The 18,922-nt window shown below is 36.1% G+C and carries 10 protein-coding genes, 1 pseudogene and 1 riboswitch; of the genes and pseudogenes, 9 read left to right on the top strand and 2 right to left on the bottom strand.

Features of this window, described 5'->3' with window-relative positions; translation table 11 throughout:
• Nucleotides 1-3: 3 nt before the first annotated feature.
• Nucleotides 4-2,700, top strand: a complete 2,697-nt coding sequence (locus DI487_RS04630) for a TonB-dependent receptor (RefSeq protein ID WP_170108171.1) — start codon at nucleotides 4-6, stop codon at nucleotides 2,698-2,700.
• 35 nt (nucleotides 2,701-2,735) lie between these two features.
• Here DI487_RS04630 and DI487_RS04625 read toward each other — a convergent pair whose 3' ends face one another.
• Both DI487_RS04625 and metK read right to left on the bottom strand, forming a co-directional pair.
• Complete coding sequence (locus DI487_RS04625) at nucleotides 2,736-4,916, bottom strand: tail fiber domain-containing protein (protein WP_109568622.1); 2,181 nt, start codon at nucleotides 4,914-4,916, stop codon at nucleotides 2,736-2,738.
• Between the two features lie 81 nt (nucleotides 4,917-4,997).
• A complete protein-coding gene (gene metK, locus DI487_RS04620; protein ID WP_109568621.1) occupies nucleotides 4,998-6,248 on the bottom strand; it encodes a methionine adenosyltransferase in 1,251 nt (416 codons plus the stop codon).
• 515 nt (nucleotides 6,249-6,763) lie between these two features.
• On the opposite strand from metK, the gene epsC reads away from it, so the two are divergent.
• The 8 genes and pseudogenes from epsC (at nucleotide 6,764) to metH (ending at nucleotide 18,888) form a co-directional block, all read left to right on the top strand.
• Complete coding sequence (gene epsC, locus DI487_RS04615; RefSeq protein ID WP_109568620.1) at nucleotides 6,764-7,582, top strand: serine O-acetyltransferase EpsC; 819 nt, start codon at nucleotides 6,764-6,766, stop codon at nucleotides 7,580-7,582.
• A 29-nt stretch (nucleotides 7,583-7,611) separates the two neighbouring features.
• Nucleotides 7,612-8,522, top strand: a pseudogene (cysK, locus tag DI487_RS04610) (cysteine synthase A).
• Nucleotides 8,523-8,935: 413 nt separating this feature from the next.
• Nucleotides 8,936-10,228 (top strand): O-acetylhomoserine aminocarboxypropyltransferase/cysteine synthase family protein, encoded by a 1,293-nt coding sequence (locus tag DI487_RS04605; protein ID WP_109568619.1) that lies wholly within the window; start codon nucleotides 8,936-8,938, stop codon nucleotides 10,226-10,228.
• A 66-nt stretch (nucleotides 10,229-10,294) separates the two neighbouring features.
• The gene (locus DI487_RS04600) at nucleotides 10,295-11,260 is read left to right on the top strand and encodes an alpha/beta fold hydrolase (protein ID WP_245896532.1); all 966 of its coding nucleotides are present in this window, start codon (nucleotides 10,295-10,297) and stop codon (nucleotides 11,258-11,260) included.
• Nucleotides 11,257-13,668 carry a bifunctional aspartate kinase/homoserine dehydrogenase I gene (gene thrA, locus DI487_RS04595; protein ID WP_109568617.1) on the top strand — a complete coding sequence of 804 codons (2,412 nt, stop codon included), beginning with the start codon at nucleotides 11,257-11,259 and terminating at the stop codon, nucleotides 13,666-13,668. The genes DI487_RS04600 and thrA overlap by 4 nt, the downstream gene beginning before the upstream one ends.
• A gap of 5 nt (nucleotides 13,669-13,673) precedes the next feature.
• A complete protein-coding gene (locus tag DI487_RS04590) occupies nucleotides 13,674-14,855 on the top strand; it encodes a trans-sulfuration enzyme family protein (protein WP_109568616.1) in 1,182 nt (393 codons plus the stop codon).
• 145 nt (nucleotides 14,856-15,000) lie between these two features.
• Nucleotides 15,001-15,107, top strand: a riboswitch (SAM riboswitch).
• Between the two features lie 62 nt (nucleotides 15,108-15,169).
• Nucleotides 15,170-16,159, top strand: a complete 990-nt coding sequence (locus tag DI487_RS04585; protein WP_109568615.1) for a homocysteine S-methyltransferase family protein — start codon at nucleotides 15,170-15,172, stop codon at nucleotides 16,157-16,159.
• Nucleotides 16,159-18,888, top strand: coding sequence for a methionine synthase (gene metH, locus DI487_RS04580; protein WP_109568614.1), 2,730 nt, complete (start codon nucleotides 16,159-16,161; stop codon nucleotides 18,886-18,888). The genes DI487_RS04585 and metH overlap by 1 nt, the downstream gene beginning before the upstream one ends.
• Nucleotides 18,889-18,922 lie beyond the last annotated feature (34 nt).

The raw sequence follows: 18,922 nt of genomic DNA, 5'->3' as shown, positions 1-18,922 counted from the left end.
TTTATGAAGAAAATATTATTTGTTCTTACAATGGCACTTTCAATAAGTGCTGTTGCTCAAAATATACGTTTTGAAGGCGTTGTAAAAGATAGTACAGGTGTGGGGCTTGAGATGGCTAATGTTATGGCAGTCAACAATGATACTAAAGCGATGGATTCCTATGCTATTACCAATGATAAAGGAAAATACGTATTGAATTTGAAAGCCAATGCTTCCTATACGTTAAAAGCCAGTTACATTGGTTTTCAGTCATATGAAAAGACATTGAGAACTTCAGCACAAAATATGACCTTTGATATCGAGATGAGTCAGGGAGTTCAGTTAAAAGATGTTGAGGTCGTGTATGAAATGCCGGTTACGATTTCCGGTGATACCATTGTGTATAATTCCGATTCGTTTACTAACGGAACAGAACGTAAGCTTGAAGATGTATTGAAAAAGCTTCCGGGTGTGGAAGTCAATAAAGACGGAGAAATTCAGGTGGAAGGGAAAACCGTTCAAAAAGTAATGGTTGAAGGAAAAGATTTTTTTGACGGAGATACTAAAATTGCGACCAAGAACATTCCGGCAGATGCTTTGGATAAAATTCAGGTGCTTCGTAATTATAATGAGGTCTCTAATTTAAAAGGATTGGAAAACAATGAAGAAAGTATAGCTCTGAATATTAAACTGAAAGAGGGGAAAAAGAACTTCTGGTTTGGCGATATTACAGCAGGTATAGGTGTTGGTCATGAAGAGGACAGGCATATTGTAAATCCCAAGTTGTTTTATTACAGCCCGAAATACAGTATTAATGTCATTGGGAATATTAATAATATAGGAGAACTACCGTTGACCATGAGTGATTATTTTAAATTCACCGGCGGATTTAGAAATATGATGAAAAAAGGAGGCTCTTCCTTTAATGTTACTTCAAATGATTTAGGGATCTTAGGGTTGCGAAATAATCAGGCAGCCAATATTGACACGAAGTTCGGGGCGGCTAACTTTAGTTATAACCCTTCTAAAGCTTGGACAATCAGTGGTTTCGGTATTTATTTAGGGAATAAGACCAATATTATTACAAATTCAGTAAATGACCTGCCGGTAGGAAGTTCAGCTAATTCTCAGGAAACCCGAAGTCAGATTACGGAACAAAAGAGTGATTTGGGAATGTTTAAGTTAAGCTCAAGTTATGTGCCGTCTGATAAAGTACATTTTGATTATGATGCTTTCTTAAAATATTCCAAGCAAGATGAAAACCAGAGTGTCGTATCGTCAGAAGCAGGGACAATTTTTACCAATAAAGAGCAAAAACCGTTTAGTATTAATCAGAATCTGAATTATTATTATACACTAAATGATAAAAATGTGTTTGCATTTGAAACACAACATTTATATCAGGAAGAAGATCCGTTCTATAATGCAAATCTTGAAATGCTTCCTTTTACCCTTGTGGGGTATGATAATACGCAAACAAGAGACGATATTACTCAGAAACGCTTTGTAAAAACAAATAAATTAGATGCTAAATTTGATTATTACTATATGGTTACACCAAAAAGTAATATCAATGTTACTTTAGGGAATACATACTCGTATCAGAATTTTGATTCCGGTATTTTTCAGATTTTGGATAACGGAACGCAAAATGACTTAGATGATGCAGAGAATACAAATAATGTTGATTATTCGTTTAATGATGTGTTTTTAGGATTGCATTATAAATTTATTTTAGGTGAATTTACCTTTAATCCGGGAGTTACCGCTCATTATTATAGTATGAAAGATTCGCAGTTAGGGGATGAGTTTACAAGAAATTTTAACCGTTTTTTACCTGATTTCTACGCTTTATGGCAAATCAAAAAATCAGAGACTTTAACCTATAACTTCTCGTTGACCAATAATTTTACAGATATAGTAAAATTAGCCGAAGGCTATGTATTTTCAAATTATAACAGTTTGTTTCAAGGGAATCGCTATCTGGAAAATTCATTGTCACAAGTACATAGTCTGAGATATTTTAAATACAATATGTTCAATTTTGAAAATATCTTTGCAAACATTACATATACCCGACAAGTAGACGCTGTTAAGAACAGAGCTTTTTTAAGTAGTATCAATCAGGTTTCTACTGCTGTTAATATGGATTCTAACTTTGCAGATGAGACTTTTATTGCTTCCGGAAATTATGGAAGAAGTTTTTTGAAATATTACAAAGCTTCAGGAGGGTTGAGTTTAAATTGGAGTAAATTCAACAATATACGTGTATATACAACAGGAGATCAGATTCAGGCTACGGAATCCTTTGCACAAAATTACTATGTCAGATTTTCGACCAATTATAAAGAATTGCCTAATTTAAGCTTGGAATACGCCTACACAATAAACGATAACTCCAGTGATATTTTCTATACAGACAATCCGTCGATTGAGTTAGAATATTATTTTTGGGATGCTTTCTCTTTTGTTTCAGAGTATAGTTATTACCACAATAGAAATAAAGGAAAAACGATCGATTCTGAATATGATTTCTTGTCAGCCAGTTTAATGTATCAAAAGAAAGACAGTAAATGGGAATGGAAATTGTCCGGAACTAATTTGTTGGAAACAAAAGGATTGAATTCCAATAGTTTTAATCAGTTGGGAGGAACCAGCAGTTTTTCAAGTTATGTAGTTCAGCCGAGGTATATTATTTTAAGTTTGAAGTATAGTTTATAAAAAAGAGCCCCGTATGTATATTCGGGGCTCTTTTTTTATTCCTTTAAAAGTAATTTTTCCAGACGCTCTAAACGACTTTCTAATTCTTCATTCTTCTTACGCTCTTTATCTAATTCTTTTTTCAGTGTTTGTATTTCCGCTTGTTGTTCTTGCGTCGCTTTTACTAACGGAACTACAAATTCTGCATATCGCAGACTGTAGTGGCCGTTTTCATTCTGAGGTTTGTCAATACCACTGAAATCATAACCCACAGCATTAGCTGATGCTTCAACATCTTGCGCTAAAAAACCGGAAAAACGAACGTTTTCATTTTTGTTTAGATCATTATCCAAATCGTTATTTCCTAAAAATTGCTGTAATCGGGTAAGATCCAGATTATAAGTAACAGGCTTTAATCGTAAGATAAAGTCTAAACCGATCACATCTTCTTGCACGTTTTTCTTAAAACGCTTGTCCGAAAGATTAGACCAGTTCACAAAACCTCCGATACTGGTTACATAATAATTTCCTAAGCGAATCTGATTATTTCCATTAATAACGGTATTGTATCCGATGGCAGTAGAATTGCTGTAATTACCATTGTAAAAAGCACGGTAACCGATGGCGGTATTGTTATTCCCGTTAACGTTACTGCTTAGTGCTAATGCTCCGGAAGCCGTATTGTAATTGCCGTTTTGGTTGGCTCTTAAGGAACCTTTTCCTAAAGCTAAGTTGAAACTACCGTTAATATTGTAGTAAAGGGATTCTGTTCCTAAGGCAGTATTTTCATTTCCGTTGGAATTATTCTCAAGACTTCCTACTCCTACTGAAGTATTAGAATTTCCTCCGGAATTAACTAATAAACTATTTTCACCGATAGCCGTATTCTTAATTCCGCTGATATTACTTTGTAGTGAATAAGTCCCGATAGCAGTGTTCTGACTTCCTGTCGTATTGTTTTCTAAAGTATTGGATCCAAAAGCAATGTTTTCACTACCAGTAGTGTTCTTGTTTAAAGCATTAAAACCGATGGCATTATTTTTAATTCCTGAAGCATTGCTTTCTAAAGAATTACTTCCTAAAGCAATATTTTGAGTTCCTATAGTGTTTTTATTTAAGGCATTAAAACCGATCGCAATATTTTCATCTCCGGAAGTATTGGTGTACAACGTGTTTTCACCTATAGCAATGTTTTTGTTTCCGGTAGTGTTGGAGTACATAGCATTTACACCGATAGCAGTGTTACTGTTTCCGGTTGAGTTAGAACGCAAAGCTCCCAATCCGAAAGCATTGTTGTTCTCTCCGGTTTGGTTAGCGTTTAATGCGGCACTTCCTATAGCCGTATTGTATTTTCCGGTGGTATTGCTCAGCATAGTATAAGAGCCTACGGCGGTATTGTTCCTGCCGCTACTATTATTGAACATACTATAGACTCCTATGGAAGTGTTTTCATTTCCGGAAGTATTGTTTCGCAAAGAATTGACACCAACACTTGTGTTGTTAATACCGATAGTATTTTCGGTTAATGAATAAGTACCGATAGCTGTATTGTTATTTCCGGAAGTGTTTTTAACCATACTGTTACTGCCTACAGCGGTATTGTAGTAGCCTGAATTGTTCAGGTGTAAAGCATTATAACCTTCGGCTGTATTTTCATAACCGGAATTGTTCGTATTTAAAGTACCGTATCCTATAGCTGTATTGTAACTCCCGGATGAATTAGAACTCAGGGAATTACTTCCGAATCCGGTGTTGTGTGTGCCGGAGGAATTAGTTTTAAGGGAGTTATAACCATAAGAGGTATTCTCGATACCTATTAATCCTGATTCGGTGTTGTTTCTTCTGATCAGAAAATCGTTATCGTCTGTAGTTCCTATGAAATTAGTATTACTGTCTATATTACTATTCCCGGTTGTGAACCAAACGTTTTTGGAAGAGGCTAATGCGATCCATTGATGTGTCGGATGATCCCAATAATATAATCCGGGTTGGTATGTACCGTTGATGGTCGTTAAAAATACCAACATTCCGTTTTGGTCAGTCGTAGGATTGACACTAGGGAAAGCAGCAACTCTTGGGATAAGAATTCCGTCTTGGTTGTTTGGAGTAGCAGCGTTGGACGCTTTGATATCTAATACTGCTTTAGGGTTGGTCGTATTGACGCCTACTTGACCGAATATCAGTTTAGGGAATATAAAGGCTAAAGATAAAAATACAAAGAGTAGTTTTTCTTTCATTATGGTTGGTAGTTGGATTAAAGGCGCAAAGGTATAAAAAAAATCAGCCTATAGGCTGATTTTTAATATTTTGAAAAAAAACTAAATTTTAAAAGCATCTTTGATTTTTTCAACATGATCTAATTTTTCCCAAGTGAACAGTTCAACCTCCGTTGTTACTGTTTCGCCGTTTGGAGAAATAAACGTTTTGGTTATTACCTCAGGAGTTCTTCCCATATGACCGTAAGCAGCAGTTTCACTATAAATAGGATTGCGAAGTTTTAACCTTTGTTCAATAAAATAAGGGCGCATGTCAAAGATTTCACTTACTTTTTTAGCAATCTCACCATCGGTTAAATTGACTTTGGCTGTGCCATATGTGTTGACATAAATATTAGTTGGTTGAGCTACACCGATGGCATAGGAAACCTGAACCAGAATTTCATCAGCAACTCCTGCAGCAACTAAATTTTTAGCGATATGACGGGTAGCATAAGCCGCTGAACGGTCTACTTTACTTGGGTCTTTACCGGAGAAAGCACCACCACCATGTGCGCCTTTTCCTCCATAAGTGTCCACAATAATTTTTCTTCCAGTTAATCCGGTATCACCATGAGGACCGCCAATTACAAATTTTCCGGTTGGATTGATATGGTATTTGATGTTATCATTGAATAAATGAGCATATTGCTCATTTTTAGCAATAACTCTTGGAATCAAGATATTAATAATATCTTTTTTAATTTTAGCCAACATCGTTGGTTCGTCAGCAAATTCATCATGTTGTGTAGAAACAACAATAGCATCAATACGAACAGGTTTGTTGTCGTCAGAATATTCTAAAGTAACCTGAGCTTTGGCGTCAGGTCTTAAATAAGTGATTTCGGTATTTTCTCTTCTTAAAGCAGCTAATTCCTGTAAAAGTTGGTGCGATAATTTTAAAGCAAGAGGCATGAATTCTTCTGTTTCATTGGTCGCATAACCAAACATCATTCCTTGGTCTCCTGCACCTTGATCTTCTTTGCTAGCTCTGTCCACCCCTTGATTAATGTCCTGAGATTGTTCGTGAATAGCAGAAAGCACACCACAAGAGTTAGCTTCAAACATATATTCGCTTTTGGTGTATCCGATTCTTTTGATGACATCCCTGGCAATTTGCTGAACATCTAAATAGGTTTTCGATTTTACTTCACCGGCTAAAATAACTTGCCCGGTAGTAACTAATGTCTCACAAGCTACTTTAGAATCGGGGTCAAATGCTAAAAAGTTATCGATTAATGCATCTGAAATTTGATCCGCAATTTTATCCGGATGTCCTTCACTAACCGATTCTGACGTAAATAAATAAGCCATAATAATTTTATTTTTAAAGATGAGTGAGGAAAATTTGTTGCAGGGAAAAGCTAAAAGAAGTAAAACACTGCTTTAGCATTTTTTTATGAGGTTGCAATCAGTTCAAATTTTTCCTCGAATTCGGCTGCAAAGTTATGAAATGGAAATGAAATCCAAATAGTTTTTTGAAAAAAATTATGATTTATGTTCGTCATAGGGGCTTTAAAGAGGAATACAATTTAGATTCATTTTCTAAAAGTTGTTTCAATAACTTTTAAAAATTCTATTAATTGCGTAAGCTATGGTTTAATTGTGAAAATTTTGTTATAAGTTTTGGGTTTTAAAGGATTAAAACTAACTTTACGGTATAAAATTCAAAGAAAATGAGATTTACGTGTTGTAGCGTGTGTACTTGCATGGGGAGATTATCCGCAGAGGAACGCTATTACATATAGTTAATCAAAGAACTATACTATTAAAAGCCTCTGTGTAATACACAGAGGCTTTTTTGTTTTTAACATTTATTACAGAGAAATATGGAAAACAGATTAAAACAGTTATTCGAGTTTAAGCAAAGCCAGCAACATTATTTATTTGATAAATACAGAGCCGAGATTTGGAGTGAAGAGCTTTTCAAATGGCTATTTCTTGGAGGAGAAGAAAGTTGTCGTTTTGATCTATTTGAAGAAAAAGAAGCTGAGTTGAAAAATGAACTAACTGTTTTTTTGAAACAATTACTGGTTGAAAAGACTTCGGATATTGTAGATTCTTTTTTTAACGAATTGTGCTCAATTCATAAAATACTTCTTTCCGATTTAGATGCAGTGATGAAGTTTGATCCGGCAGCTAAATCCCATAGTGAAGTATTGATGTCGTATCCTGGCTTTTTTACAATTGTGATTTACAGGATTGCACATTACTTCTGGAATCAAAAGATCCCTGTTTTTCCAAGAGTTCTTTCCGAATATGCACACTCTAAAACAGGAATAGATATACACCCGGCAGCACAGATCGGAGAACGCTTCTTTATAGATCACGGAACTGGTGTAGTGATCGGTGAAACTGCCGAAATAGGGAATGACGTAAAAATTTATCAAGGTGTAACATTAGGGGCATTAAGCGTAAGTAAAGATAAAGCCGAACAAAAAAGGCATCCTACCATAGAAGACGGTGTGATTATTTATGCGAATGCAACCATTTTGGGAGGTAAAACTATTGTTGGCAGAGGTTCGGTAATCGGAGGGAATGTTTGGTTGACAGAAAGTGTACCATCACAAACTTTGGTATTTCATAAAAGCGAAGTAATCGTGAAAGATAAAATTGATGTAAGTAAAATAATAGACTTTAGTATATAAATATTGTAAAACTATAAAAACCAATAAATATGAAAGCAAATAACATTTTAGAGACCATCGGGAATACTCCGGTGGTGAAAATTAATAAATTATTTGGTGCAGCTAAAAATGTATTCATCAAGTTAGAGCGAACTAATCCGGGAAATAGTATTAAAGATAGGATTGCGTTAGCCATGATTGAAGATGCAGAAAAAAAAGGTATTTTAAAACCGGGGAGTGTTATTGTTGAACCGACTTCAGGAAATACAGGAATCGGTTTGGCTTTAGTTGCTGCAGTTAAAGGCTATAAAGTAATTTTGGTAATGCCGGAATCAATGAGCGTTGAGCGTAGAAAATTAATGGAGATCTATGGTGCTGAATTTGATTTAACACCTCGTGAAAAAGGAATGAAAGGGGCTATTGAACGCGCAGCAGAATTAGTTGAGGAGATTCCGAATGCTTGGTCGCCGTCACAGTTTAGTAACCCTGCCAATGTAGAAGTGCATCAAAAAACGACTGCTCAGGAAATTTTAGCCGATTTTCCGGAGGGATTGATTATTTGATTACCGGTGTAGGAACCGGAGGGCACATTACCGGAGTGGCTTCTGTTTTGAAAGAAAAATTTCCGAACCTGAAGGTGATCGCTGTTGAGCCCGAAGCTTCACCGGTTTTAAGTGGAGGAGAGCCGGGGCCTCACCCATTACAGGGAATCGGAGCCGGATTTATTCCTGAAGTGTACCGAACAGATTTAATTGATGAAATAATTACCGTAGGTAAAGACGAAGCATTTGATTTTGTAAAAAACATAGCTAAAGAAGAAGGCATTTTAGTTGGAATCTCTACCGGAGCATCTTTAGCTGCAGTGTCTAAAAAGATAAAACAGCTTCCGGATGATGCAGTTGTGTTGACCTTTAACTATGATACAGGAGAGCGTTATCTTTCAGTTGAAGGTTTGTTTTAAAGGGAAGTTCTCTTTTAATAGAATAATAATTTATTTAAACTAAGTTTTTATGGTTTAAAAAACTAGTTTTATGTTTAAAATAAGTAAAATTTAGAAAAATTAACTACGTAATTTGTATTTGTAGAAAATAGTTCTAAATTTGCTTCGTCAAAATGAATAAACCAATGAGAGTAACTATGTGCAATATGTGTATGATGATGTGGGATAACCCGCAGAGGAACACTATGGCATAAAGTAACTATTTTTCTTAAACTATAAACCATATTAAACCTCTGCAAAAGCAGAGGTTTTTTTATAACTAAAACTCATAAAAAATGAAAATGTATTTACCGAGACGATGTTGTCGAATGTGTTGCTTAGGCTAAACTTTAGAACTTAAAAAATTAATAACACATTCATAAAAAATAAAAATTATGAGCACACAAAAATTTGCAACAAACGCCCTTCACGCAGGATATGACGTGAAACAAAATAGAGGAACAAGAGCTATTCCGATTTACCAAACAACATCATACGTTTTTAACGATGCCGATCATGCGGCTAATTTATTCGGTTTAGCAGAACCCGGTTATATTTATACAAGATTGAACAATCCTACAAATGATGTTTTAGAACAACGTTTAGCAGCATTAGAAGGCGGAATTGGAGCTGTAGTAACCGCATCGGGAGCAGCAGCCATTTCAACAACTTTGCTAACTTTACTAAAAGCGGGTGATCATATTGTGGCTTCCAATAGTTTATACGGCGGAACCTATAATTTACTGAATGTTACCTTGCCAAGATTAGGAATAACGACCACTTTTGTAGATCCTTCAGATGCCAAAAACTTTATCGATGCAGCGCAAGAAAATACCAGAGCTTTTTTTGCTGAAACGCTAGGAAATCCAAAATTAGATATACTCGATTTAGAAGCTATTGCTAAAGAAGCAAAAGCATTCAAAGTTCCATTTATCGTAGATAATACCGTACCTTCTCCTTATCTGTTAAATCCGATTCAGTTTGGAGCCGATATTGTGATTCATTCGTTAACCAAATATATTGGCGGAAATGGAACTTCATTAGGTGGTGTAATCATCGATGCCGGAAATTTTGACTGGAGTAGTGGAAAATTTCCTGAATTTACAGAACCATCACCGGGTTACCACGGATTAAAATATTATGAAGCATTAGGAGCAGCTTCGTTTATTGCAAAAGCAAGAATTGAAGGATTACGTGATTTAGGTGCTGCTTTGAGTCCGTTTAATGCGTTCCAAATTTTACAAAGCTTAGAAACTTTGGAAATCCGAATCAAAAAGCATAGCGAAAATGCCTTGGCTTTAGCCCAATGGTTGCAAGAACAAGATGAAGTAGCTTGGGTAAACTATCCAGGGCTAAAAACTTCGGAATATTACACATTGGCTCAAAAGTATTTGCCAAAAGGACAAAGCGGGATTGTGACGTTCGGTTTAAAAGGTGGATACGATGCTGCTAAACAGCTAGTGAATGAAACTGAATTATTCTCATTATTGGCGAATATCGGGGATACGAAATCATTAATTATTCGTCCGGCAAGTACAACGCACCAACAACTAACAGAAGAACAACAAAAAACCACTGGCGTGACTCAAGATTTAATTCGTTTGTCAGTAGGTTTGGAAGATATAGAAGATTTGAAATCCGATTTACAAGCGGTTTTTGAAAAGCTTGCCGTGAATACAACAATTTAGTGTTTTAGTTTGTTTTTGACTGTCGGGATTTAGTTTCGGCAGTCATTTTTTTAAAGAATTATTAAGGTGATACAGAAATTAGTTTTTCATCAGTTTACACTCCAAAATCAAAAAGTTCAAGACAAAATAATTTTGTCCTACCAATTATTTGGCCAAAAATTAGGAAAAGCACCGGTCGTTTTGGTCAATCATGCGTTAACCGGAAATTCTCAGGTTATAGGCGAAAGCGGCTGGTGGAATAGCCTTATTGGCGAAGGCAAAACTATCGATACCGATCAGTATACGATTTTAGCGTTCAATGTGCCGGGAAATACCTATCAGGATCAAGAGAACAGCATTGAGAATTATAAAGATTTTACCGTAGCTGATATCGCTGCTGCTTTTTGGAAAGGAGTTGAAAGCTTACAAATTGAAAAATTATATGCTGCCATAGGAGGAAGTTTAGGCGGAGCAATTGCTTGGCAAATGGCAATTCAAGAACCTGAAAAAATTTCGCATTTGATTCCGGTGGCAACCGATTGGAAATCGACAGATTGGTTAATGGCGAATGTTTTGGTTCAAGATTCGATTTTGAATAATTCTAAAAATCCAATTGCCGATGCGCGAATGCATGCCATGTTGTTGTACCGAACGCCACAATCACTTCAGTTTAAATTCAACAGAGAAAAACAACCTGATTCCGATTTGTTTCAAATTGAAAGCTGGTTGTTACATCACGGCGATAAACTGCAAAAACGGTTTCAATTATCGGCTTATAAATTGATGAATCACTTGTTGCGAACTATTGATATTACAAATGGCAACGGAAATTTCGAAAAAACCGTTGAAAAAGTAACGTCAGAAATTCACATTGTAGCGGTCGATACCGATTATTTTTTCACAGCTGATGAGAACCTAAAAACTTATGAAAACCTAAAAAAACTAGGAAAAAAAGTAAACTGGCATCAAATTGAATCCATTCACGGACACGACGCCTTTTTAATCGAATTTGAACAACTCAACACTATTTTAAAAGACATATTTAACAAATGAAAATATTAAAATTCGGAGGAAAGTCTTTAGCAAACGGACAAGGAATTCAAAATGTACTCCAAATTATATCTAAAAAACAAACGAATAATGAAGAAGTAACCGTTGTAGTTTCGGCTCGCGGGAATGCAACTGACGAATTGTTATTGTTGTTAGAAAAAGCACATGGCAACGTTCCATATAGTGACGATTTTGAACTTTTTAAAGAATACCAAAGCTATAATGCGTCAACTTTAAATTTAGAAAAAGAATTTTCGTTGATCGAAAAAATCTTGGAAGGGGTTAATCTTTTAGGAGATTATAGTGAAAAAGTGAAAGATCAATTGGTGGCTTTAGGCGAAGTTATTTCAGCTAAATATTTGACCAATTTATTAAATGAAAACGGAATAAAAGCCAATTTTGTCGATGCCCGAAATGTATTGGTAACCGATGCTAATTTTGGAAATGCGCAACCTATTGAAGCGGTTTCTAAGAAAAAAGTCCAACAGTATTTCAAAGAAAATCAAGGTGTTGTTAACGTGGTAACCGGATTCATCGCGGCAACAGCTTCAGGCGAAACCACAACTTTAGGTAGAAACGGAAGTAATTATACCGCAGCTTTATTAGCTAATTTTTTAGAAGCTAAAGAATTGCAAAATTATACACACGTAGACGGAATTTTTACTGCCAATCCGGATTGGGTTGCTGATGCTAAAAAAATCGATCACCTAACGTTTAATGAAGCGAATGAATTGGCCAATTTCGGAGCCAATATTCTGCATGCTAAAACCATTTTGCCTTTAGTAGAAAAAGATATTCCGTTACGTATCGTCAATACGTTTAATGATGACAACGAAGGAACTTTAATTAGTGCAGCCTTGACTTTAGAAGGAATTAAATCGCTTTCGGTATTGCCAGATGTTTCTTTAATCAATTTTGAAGGTCGAGGTTTGTTAGGAAAAACCGGAGTTGATGCCCGAATTTTCAAAGTAATGGCCGATAATGATATCAGCGTGAGTATTATTTCGCAAGGTTCTTCAGAACGCGGAATCGGAATTGTGGTCGCGGCGAGTAATGCTACCAAAGCGGTTATTGGTTTGGAAAAAGAGTTTGAAAATGACTTTTATACCAAAGACGTAAACCGAATTTCAATTGTAGATAATGTTTCGGTGATTTCAATCATTGGGCAAGATCTGAGTACGTTTCACAAATCGTATACAGCGTTGATTAACAATAATATTGTTCCAATTTTATTCAACAATACAATTACCGGAAAAAATGTGAGTTTAGTCATCAAACGAGATGAGGTTAAAAAAGCGCTAAACGTAATTCACGGACAAATTTTCGGAGTGGCCAAAAAAATAAATATCGCGGTTTTCGGTCACGGAACTGTTGGTGGAACATTGCTAGATCAAATTTTGCAATCAGCCGACACGATTGAAGAGAAAAAAGGAATTAAGCTGAATGTTTTCGCAATTGCCAACTCTAAAAAAGTGTTGTTAACTAAAAAAGGAGCGACTAAAAATTGGAGAGAAAAAGTAAACGAAAAAGGTGTTTCTTATGCCATTTCGGATGTTATTGAATATGCAAAAGACCATCATTTGGAAAACTTAATCGCGATTGATAACACGGCAAACGGAACTTTTGTAGAAAACTACATTCCGTTAGTCGAAAATGGTTTCGATTTAATTTCGTCCAATAAAATTGCAAATACCATTAGTTACGAATTCTATCAAAACTTGAGATCGGTTTTGGCTAAAAACCAAAAAGAATATTTGTATGAGACCAATGTTGGTGCCGGATTACCATTAATTGATACCATAAAATTATTGCATCTTTCGGGTGAAAATATTACTAAAATTAGAGGTGTTTTTTCAGGAACTTTAAGCTATTTATTCAATCATTTTTCAGCAGAAGATCGTAACTTTTCAGAAGTATTGCAAGAAGCGATTGATAAAGGTTTTACCGAACCTGATCCGCGTGAAGATTTATGCGGAAATGACGTAGGTCGAAAATTATTGATTTTAGCACGCGAACTGGAATTACAAAATGAGTTCGACGAAATCAAAATTCAAAATTTAATTCCGGAATTTTTACGTGAAGGTTCAGCTCAAGACTTTTTACAACGTTTAAACGAACTGAATCCGGTGTACCAAGAAGTAAAAGAACAACAAGAATCGAATCATGTCTTGCGTTACATCGGTGAATTATCGGGCGATTTACAACAAGAAAAAGGAAATTTAGAAGTGAAATTAGTTTCCGTTCCGGTAAGTTCGGCTTTAGGTTCACTTAAAGGTTCCGATTCTATTTTCGAAATTTATACTGAATCTTACGGAGAGCAACCTATCGTCATTCAAGGAGCCGGAGCCGGAGCTTCGGTAACAGCAAGAGGCGTTTTCGGTGATATTTTAAGACTTTCCGAAAAAAAATAAAACAAATGAACACACAAAACAAACTAGGATTAGAAACACAAATTATTCGCACGCAGGTAGAACGAACAGAATTTCAAGAGCATTCCGTTCCGTTATACTTAACGTCAAGTTTTATATTTGAAGACGCAGAAGATATGCGTGCTTCATTCGCTGAAGAGAAGGAACGAAATTTATACAGTCGCTTTTCAAATCCGAATACATCTGAATTTGTAGAGAAAATCTGTATCATGGAAGGAGCAGAAGATGGTTTTGCTTTTGCAACTGGAATGGCAGCAGTTTACGGAACGTTGGCGACGTTGTTAAATGCGGGCGATCACATTGTTTCTGCAGGAAGTGTATTTGGTTCTACACACACGTTATTTACCAAATATTTCCCGAAATGGAATATTCAAACGACATATTTCGATGTAAATCATCCGGAAGAAGTAGCGTCTAAAATTCAAGAAAACACTAAAATTCTTTATGTAGAATCGCCAACTAATCCGGCGGTGGATATTTTGGATTTAGAATATTTAGGCAAAATTGCTAAAAAAAACAACTTGATTTTTGTAGTCGACAACTGTTTTGCAACGCCTTATTTGCAAAATCCAATACAATTTGGTGCGGATGTTGTCATTCATTCGGCTACCAAATTAATCGACGGTCAAGGTCGTGTTTTAGGAGGAATTGCTGTTGGTAGAGCTGATTTGATAAGAGAAATTTATTTATTTTCAAGAAATACTGGTCCGGCTTTGTCGCCATTCAATGCTTGGGTTTTGTCAAAAAGTTTAGAAACATTACCACTTCGTGTGACCAAACAATCGGAAAATGCGTTAGAAGTTGCTCAGTTTTTAGAAAAACATCCGAATGTAAAATCGGTAAAATATCCATTTTTACCATCACATCCACAATATGAAGTAGCTAAAAAACAAATGAAATTAGGAGGAACTATTGTCGCAATCGAAATTGAAGGTGGAGTAGAAGCCGGAAGAAGATTTTTAGACAGTATCAAGTTATGTTCTTTGTCAGCCAATTTGGGAGACACCCGAACAATTGTGACGCATCCAGCTTCAACAACACATAGCAAACTATCTGTAGAAGAGCGTTTAGCGGTTAGTATTACTGACGGTTTAGTCCGAATTTCCGTTGGATTAGAAACAGTTAGCGATGTGATTGCTGATTTGGATCAGGCTTTAAATCAGGCTTAGTGTCTTTTGGTTGTAAAAAAGTTTGATTTTTTAAATTGAAACAGAAATATATTCTAAGAAAATGAGTTTGTATTTGTTTTTTTAGAATATGTTTCGAAAATAAAATAATAGTATTACTTTTGCACTGTTCATAAAAATAGTGTTTTTGTTATCACGAAAGCGGGAGGGAATAGACCCAACGAACGCTTAGCAACCCTACTCTTGTAGAAGGTGCTACATTCTATTCTGATGCAAATCGGAAACAGATAACGTTTAGTTTTTCCTAACTACTGATAACAAACACCAAAAAGAAATAAGAATAAAGTTATCAGGTTATGCCAACCATACAAGAAGAATTACAAAATAGAATTTTAGTGCTAGACGGCGCCATGGGAACCATGTTGCAGCGCTTTAAATTTGAAGAAGAAGATTTTAGAGGCGAACGCTTTAAAGATTTTCCGCATCCTTTAAAAGGAAATAACGATTTACTTTCTATAACACAACCCGAAGCGGTAAAATCGGTACATCGTGCGTATTTTGAAGCGGGTGCTGATATTGTGGAAACCAATACCTTTTCGGGGACAACCATTGGTATGGCTGATTATCACATGGAAGATTTGGTTTACGAACTCAATTTTCAATCGGCTAAAATTGCTCGTGAAGTGGCAGATGAATTTACAGATAAACCTCGTTTTGTTGCAGGTTCTATTGGGCCAACAAACTGTACGGCTTCGATGTCACCCGATGTGAATGATCCGGGATTTCGTGCGGTGACTTTTGATGATTTAAAGATTGCTTATCGACAACAAGTAGAAGCGTTGTTAGATGGTGGTGCCGATTTACTTTTGGTGGAAACTATTTTTGATACGTTGAATGCCAAAGCGGCGTTGTTCGCTATTGAAGAAGTAAAAGAAGAACGAAAAATTGATGTTCCTGTTATGGTTTCGGGAACAATTACAGATGCTTCCGGACGAACACTTTCCGGGCAAACAGTAGAAGCATTCTTGATTTCTATTCAACATATTCCTTTGTTAAGTGTTGGCTTCAATTGTGCTTTAGGAGCCGATCAGTTGAAACCGTATTTAAAAAGATTAGGTCAAAATACCAGTCTTAATATTTCGGCACATCCTAATGCAGGTTTACCGAATGCCTTTGGACAATATGACCAAACACCGGAAGAAATGCAGCAATTGATTCGCGATTATTTACAAGAAAATTTAGTAAATATCGTTGGCGGATGCTGCGGAACGACACCCGAGCACATTAAATTAATTGCTGAGGTGGCAAAAGAATTTAAACCAAGAACTACTCAAGTTGAAGCATAATGGCAGAGTCAGACTGTACAAAATATTTAAAACTTTCAGGATTAGAACCGCTAATTGTTACTTCGGAATCTAATTTTATTAATGTTGGGGAACGAACAAACGTTACGGGTTCACGAAAATTTCTTCGATTAATTAAAGAAGAAAAATACGATGAAGCATTGGATATTGCTAGAGCTCAAGTAGAAGGTGGTGCCCAAATCATCGATATCAATATGGATGAAGGAATGTTAGATGGCGTTTACGCTATGACAAAATTCCTGAATTTAATTGCTGCCGAACCCGATATTGCTCGTGTTCCGGTGATGATTGATAGTTCGAAATGGGAAATCATCGAAGCCGGTTTAAAAGTAGTTCAAGGTAAAGGTGTTGTAAATTCAATTTCCTTAAAAGAAGGAGAAGAAAAATTTATTCATCATGCCAAATTAATTCATCGTTATGGTGCGGCTGTAATTGTTATGGCTTTTGACGAAGTAGGTCAAGCCGATACCTATGAAAGACGAATTGAAATTTGTAAACGCTCTTATGATATCTTGGTCCAAAAAGTAGGTTTTCCTGCAGAAGATATCATTTTTGATCCCAATATTTTCCCGGTAGCAACCGGAATGGAAGAACATCGTAAAAATGCAATTGATTTTTTCAAAGCAACAAAATGGATTCGTGAAAACTTGCCATGTGCTCATGTTTCGGGCGGTGTAAGTAACGTTTCGTTTTCTTTTCGTGGAAACGATAAAGTTCGCGAAGCCATGCATTCGGTATTTCTATTTCACGCCATTCAGCACGGAATGACCATGGGAATCGTGAATCCTGAAATGTTGGAAATCTACGATGAAATTGACAAAGAACTTCTGGAATATGTTGAAGATGTATTGTTGGACAGAAAAGACGATGCAACCGAACGTTTATTGGAGTATGCCGAAAAAATTAAAGGCGATACCAAAGTTTCGGAAAAAGCAATTCAAGGCTCGAGCGAAGCGAACAGGCGTCAGCAATGGAGAAGCGGTACGATTCAGGAACGATTGACGCATTCGTTAGTAAAAGGTGTTGACGAATTCATTGAGCAAGATGTAGAAGAAGCTCGACTTTCGGTTACCAAGCCTATTGAAGTTATCGAAAATCACTTAATGAACGGAATGAATGTAGTGGGTGATTTGTTTGGTTCCGGAAAAATGTTTTTGCCTCAGGTAGTAAAATCAGCTCGAGTGATGAAAAAAGCAGTGGCCTATTTGCTACCGTTTATTGAAGCTTCAAAAGATGGTTCAACGTCATCGAGTGCCGGAAAAGTGTTGATGGCAACTGTAAAAGGCGATGTTCACGATATCGGTAAAAATATTGTTTCGGTAGTTTTGGCTTGTAATAATTTTGAAATTATCGATTTGGGAGTTATGGTTCCACCCGAAAAAATTATCGAAACAGCAATAAAAGAAAAAGTGGACATCATCGGGTTAAGCGGATTAATTACGCCTTCGTTAGACGAAATGGTGTATTTAGCCAAAGAATTGGATAAACTAAATATCAATATTCCAATGATGATTGGTGGCGCAACGACTTCCCGAGCGCATACAGCTGTAAAAATTGCACCTGAATATAAAGATACGGTGGTTCACGTAAACGATGCATCGCGAGCGGTAACTGTAGCTTCTAATTTGTTGCAAACCGAAACCAAAGGAAATTACGCCAAAAACATTCGTGAAGAATACGATAAGTTGAGAGAAGGTTATTTGAATCGTGGTCGCGAGAAAAATTACTTGTCCATTGAAGAAGCGCGTAAAAATAAATTCAAGGTGGATTGGGAAACGTACCAACCGGTAAAACCAAATAAGATTGGAACACAAACGTTAGAAGTTGCTCTTTCTGAATTGGTTGATTTTATCGATTGGACACCATTTTTTCAATCTTGGGAATTGTACGGAAAATATCCGGCAATTTTAACAGACGAAGTTGTTGGCGAACAAGCCACTTCTTTATTTGCCGATGCTCAAAAAATGTTACAGCAAATTATTGACGAAAAATGGTTTGTTGCCAAAGCGGTTTTCGGAATTTTTCCAGCCAATACAGTGAATGACGATGATATAGAAGTTCTGACTTCAGATTTGTCACTTCCAGCGGAGTCGAGAAGCGAGAAATTTTTAACGCTTCGTCAACAATCACAAAAAACAGTTGGTGCGCCGAATATTGCTTTGGCAGATTTTATTGCACCAAAAGAAAGTGGAAAACAAGATTACATTGGAACATTTTGTGTGACTACAGGTTTTGGTGTAGACGAAAAAGCAGCAGAATTTGAGAAGAATTTAGACGATTACAATTCCATTTTGGTGAAAGCCTTAGCCGATCGTTTGGCGGAAGCTTTCGCAGAATATTTGCATTTAAAAGTTCGAAAAGAATTTTGGGGTTATGCTCAAGAAGAAAATTTCAGTAATAACGAATTAATTAAAGAAAGTTATGTTGGAATTCGTCCGGCTCCCGGTTATCCGGCTTGTCCTGATCATTTGGAAAAACCAACGATTTGGAAATTGTTAGATGTTGAAAATCAAATAGGAGTTACACTAACCGAAAGCATGGCGATGTGGCCGGCAGCTTCAGTTTCGGGCTATTATTTTGCCAATCCGGAAAGTAAATATTTTGGTTTAGGAAAAATTAAAAAGGACCAAGTGGAAGATTACGCCAAAAGAAGAAATATTACCATTGAAGAAGCTCAAAAATGGTTAGCACCAAATATAAGTGATAACTAAAAAATAATTAAAAACTGATTACCCACTTCAGTCA

Origin of the sequence: Flavobacterium sediminis (assembly GCF_003148385.1) — a bacterium.
Taxonomy (GTDB): Bacteria; Bacteroidota; Bacteroidia; order Flavobacteriales; family Flavobacteriaceae; genus Flavobacterium; species Flavobacterium sediminis.
Note: the sequence above shows the minus strand (reverse complement) of the source record. Positions and strands in the feature narration are given on the sequence as shown.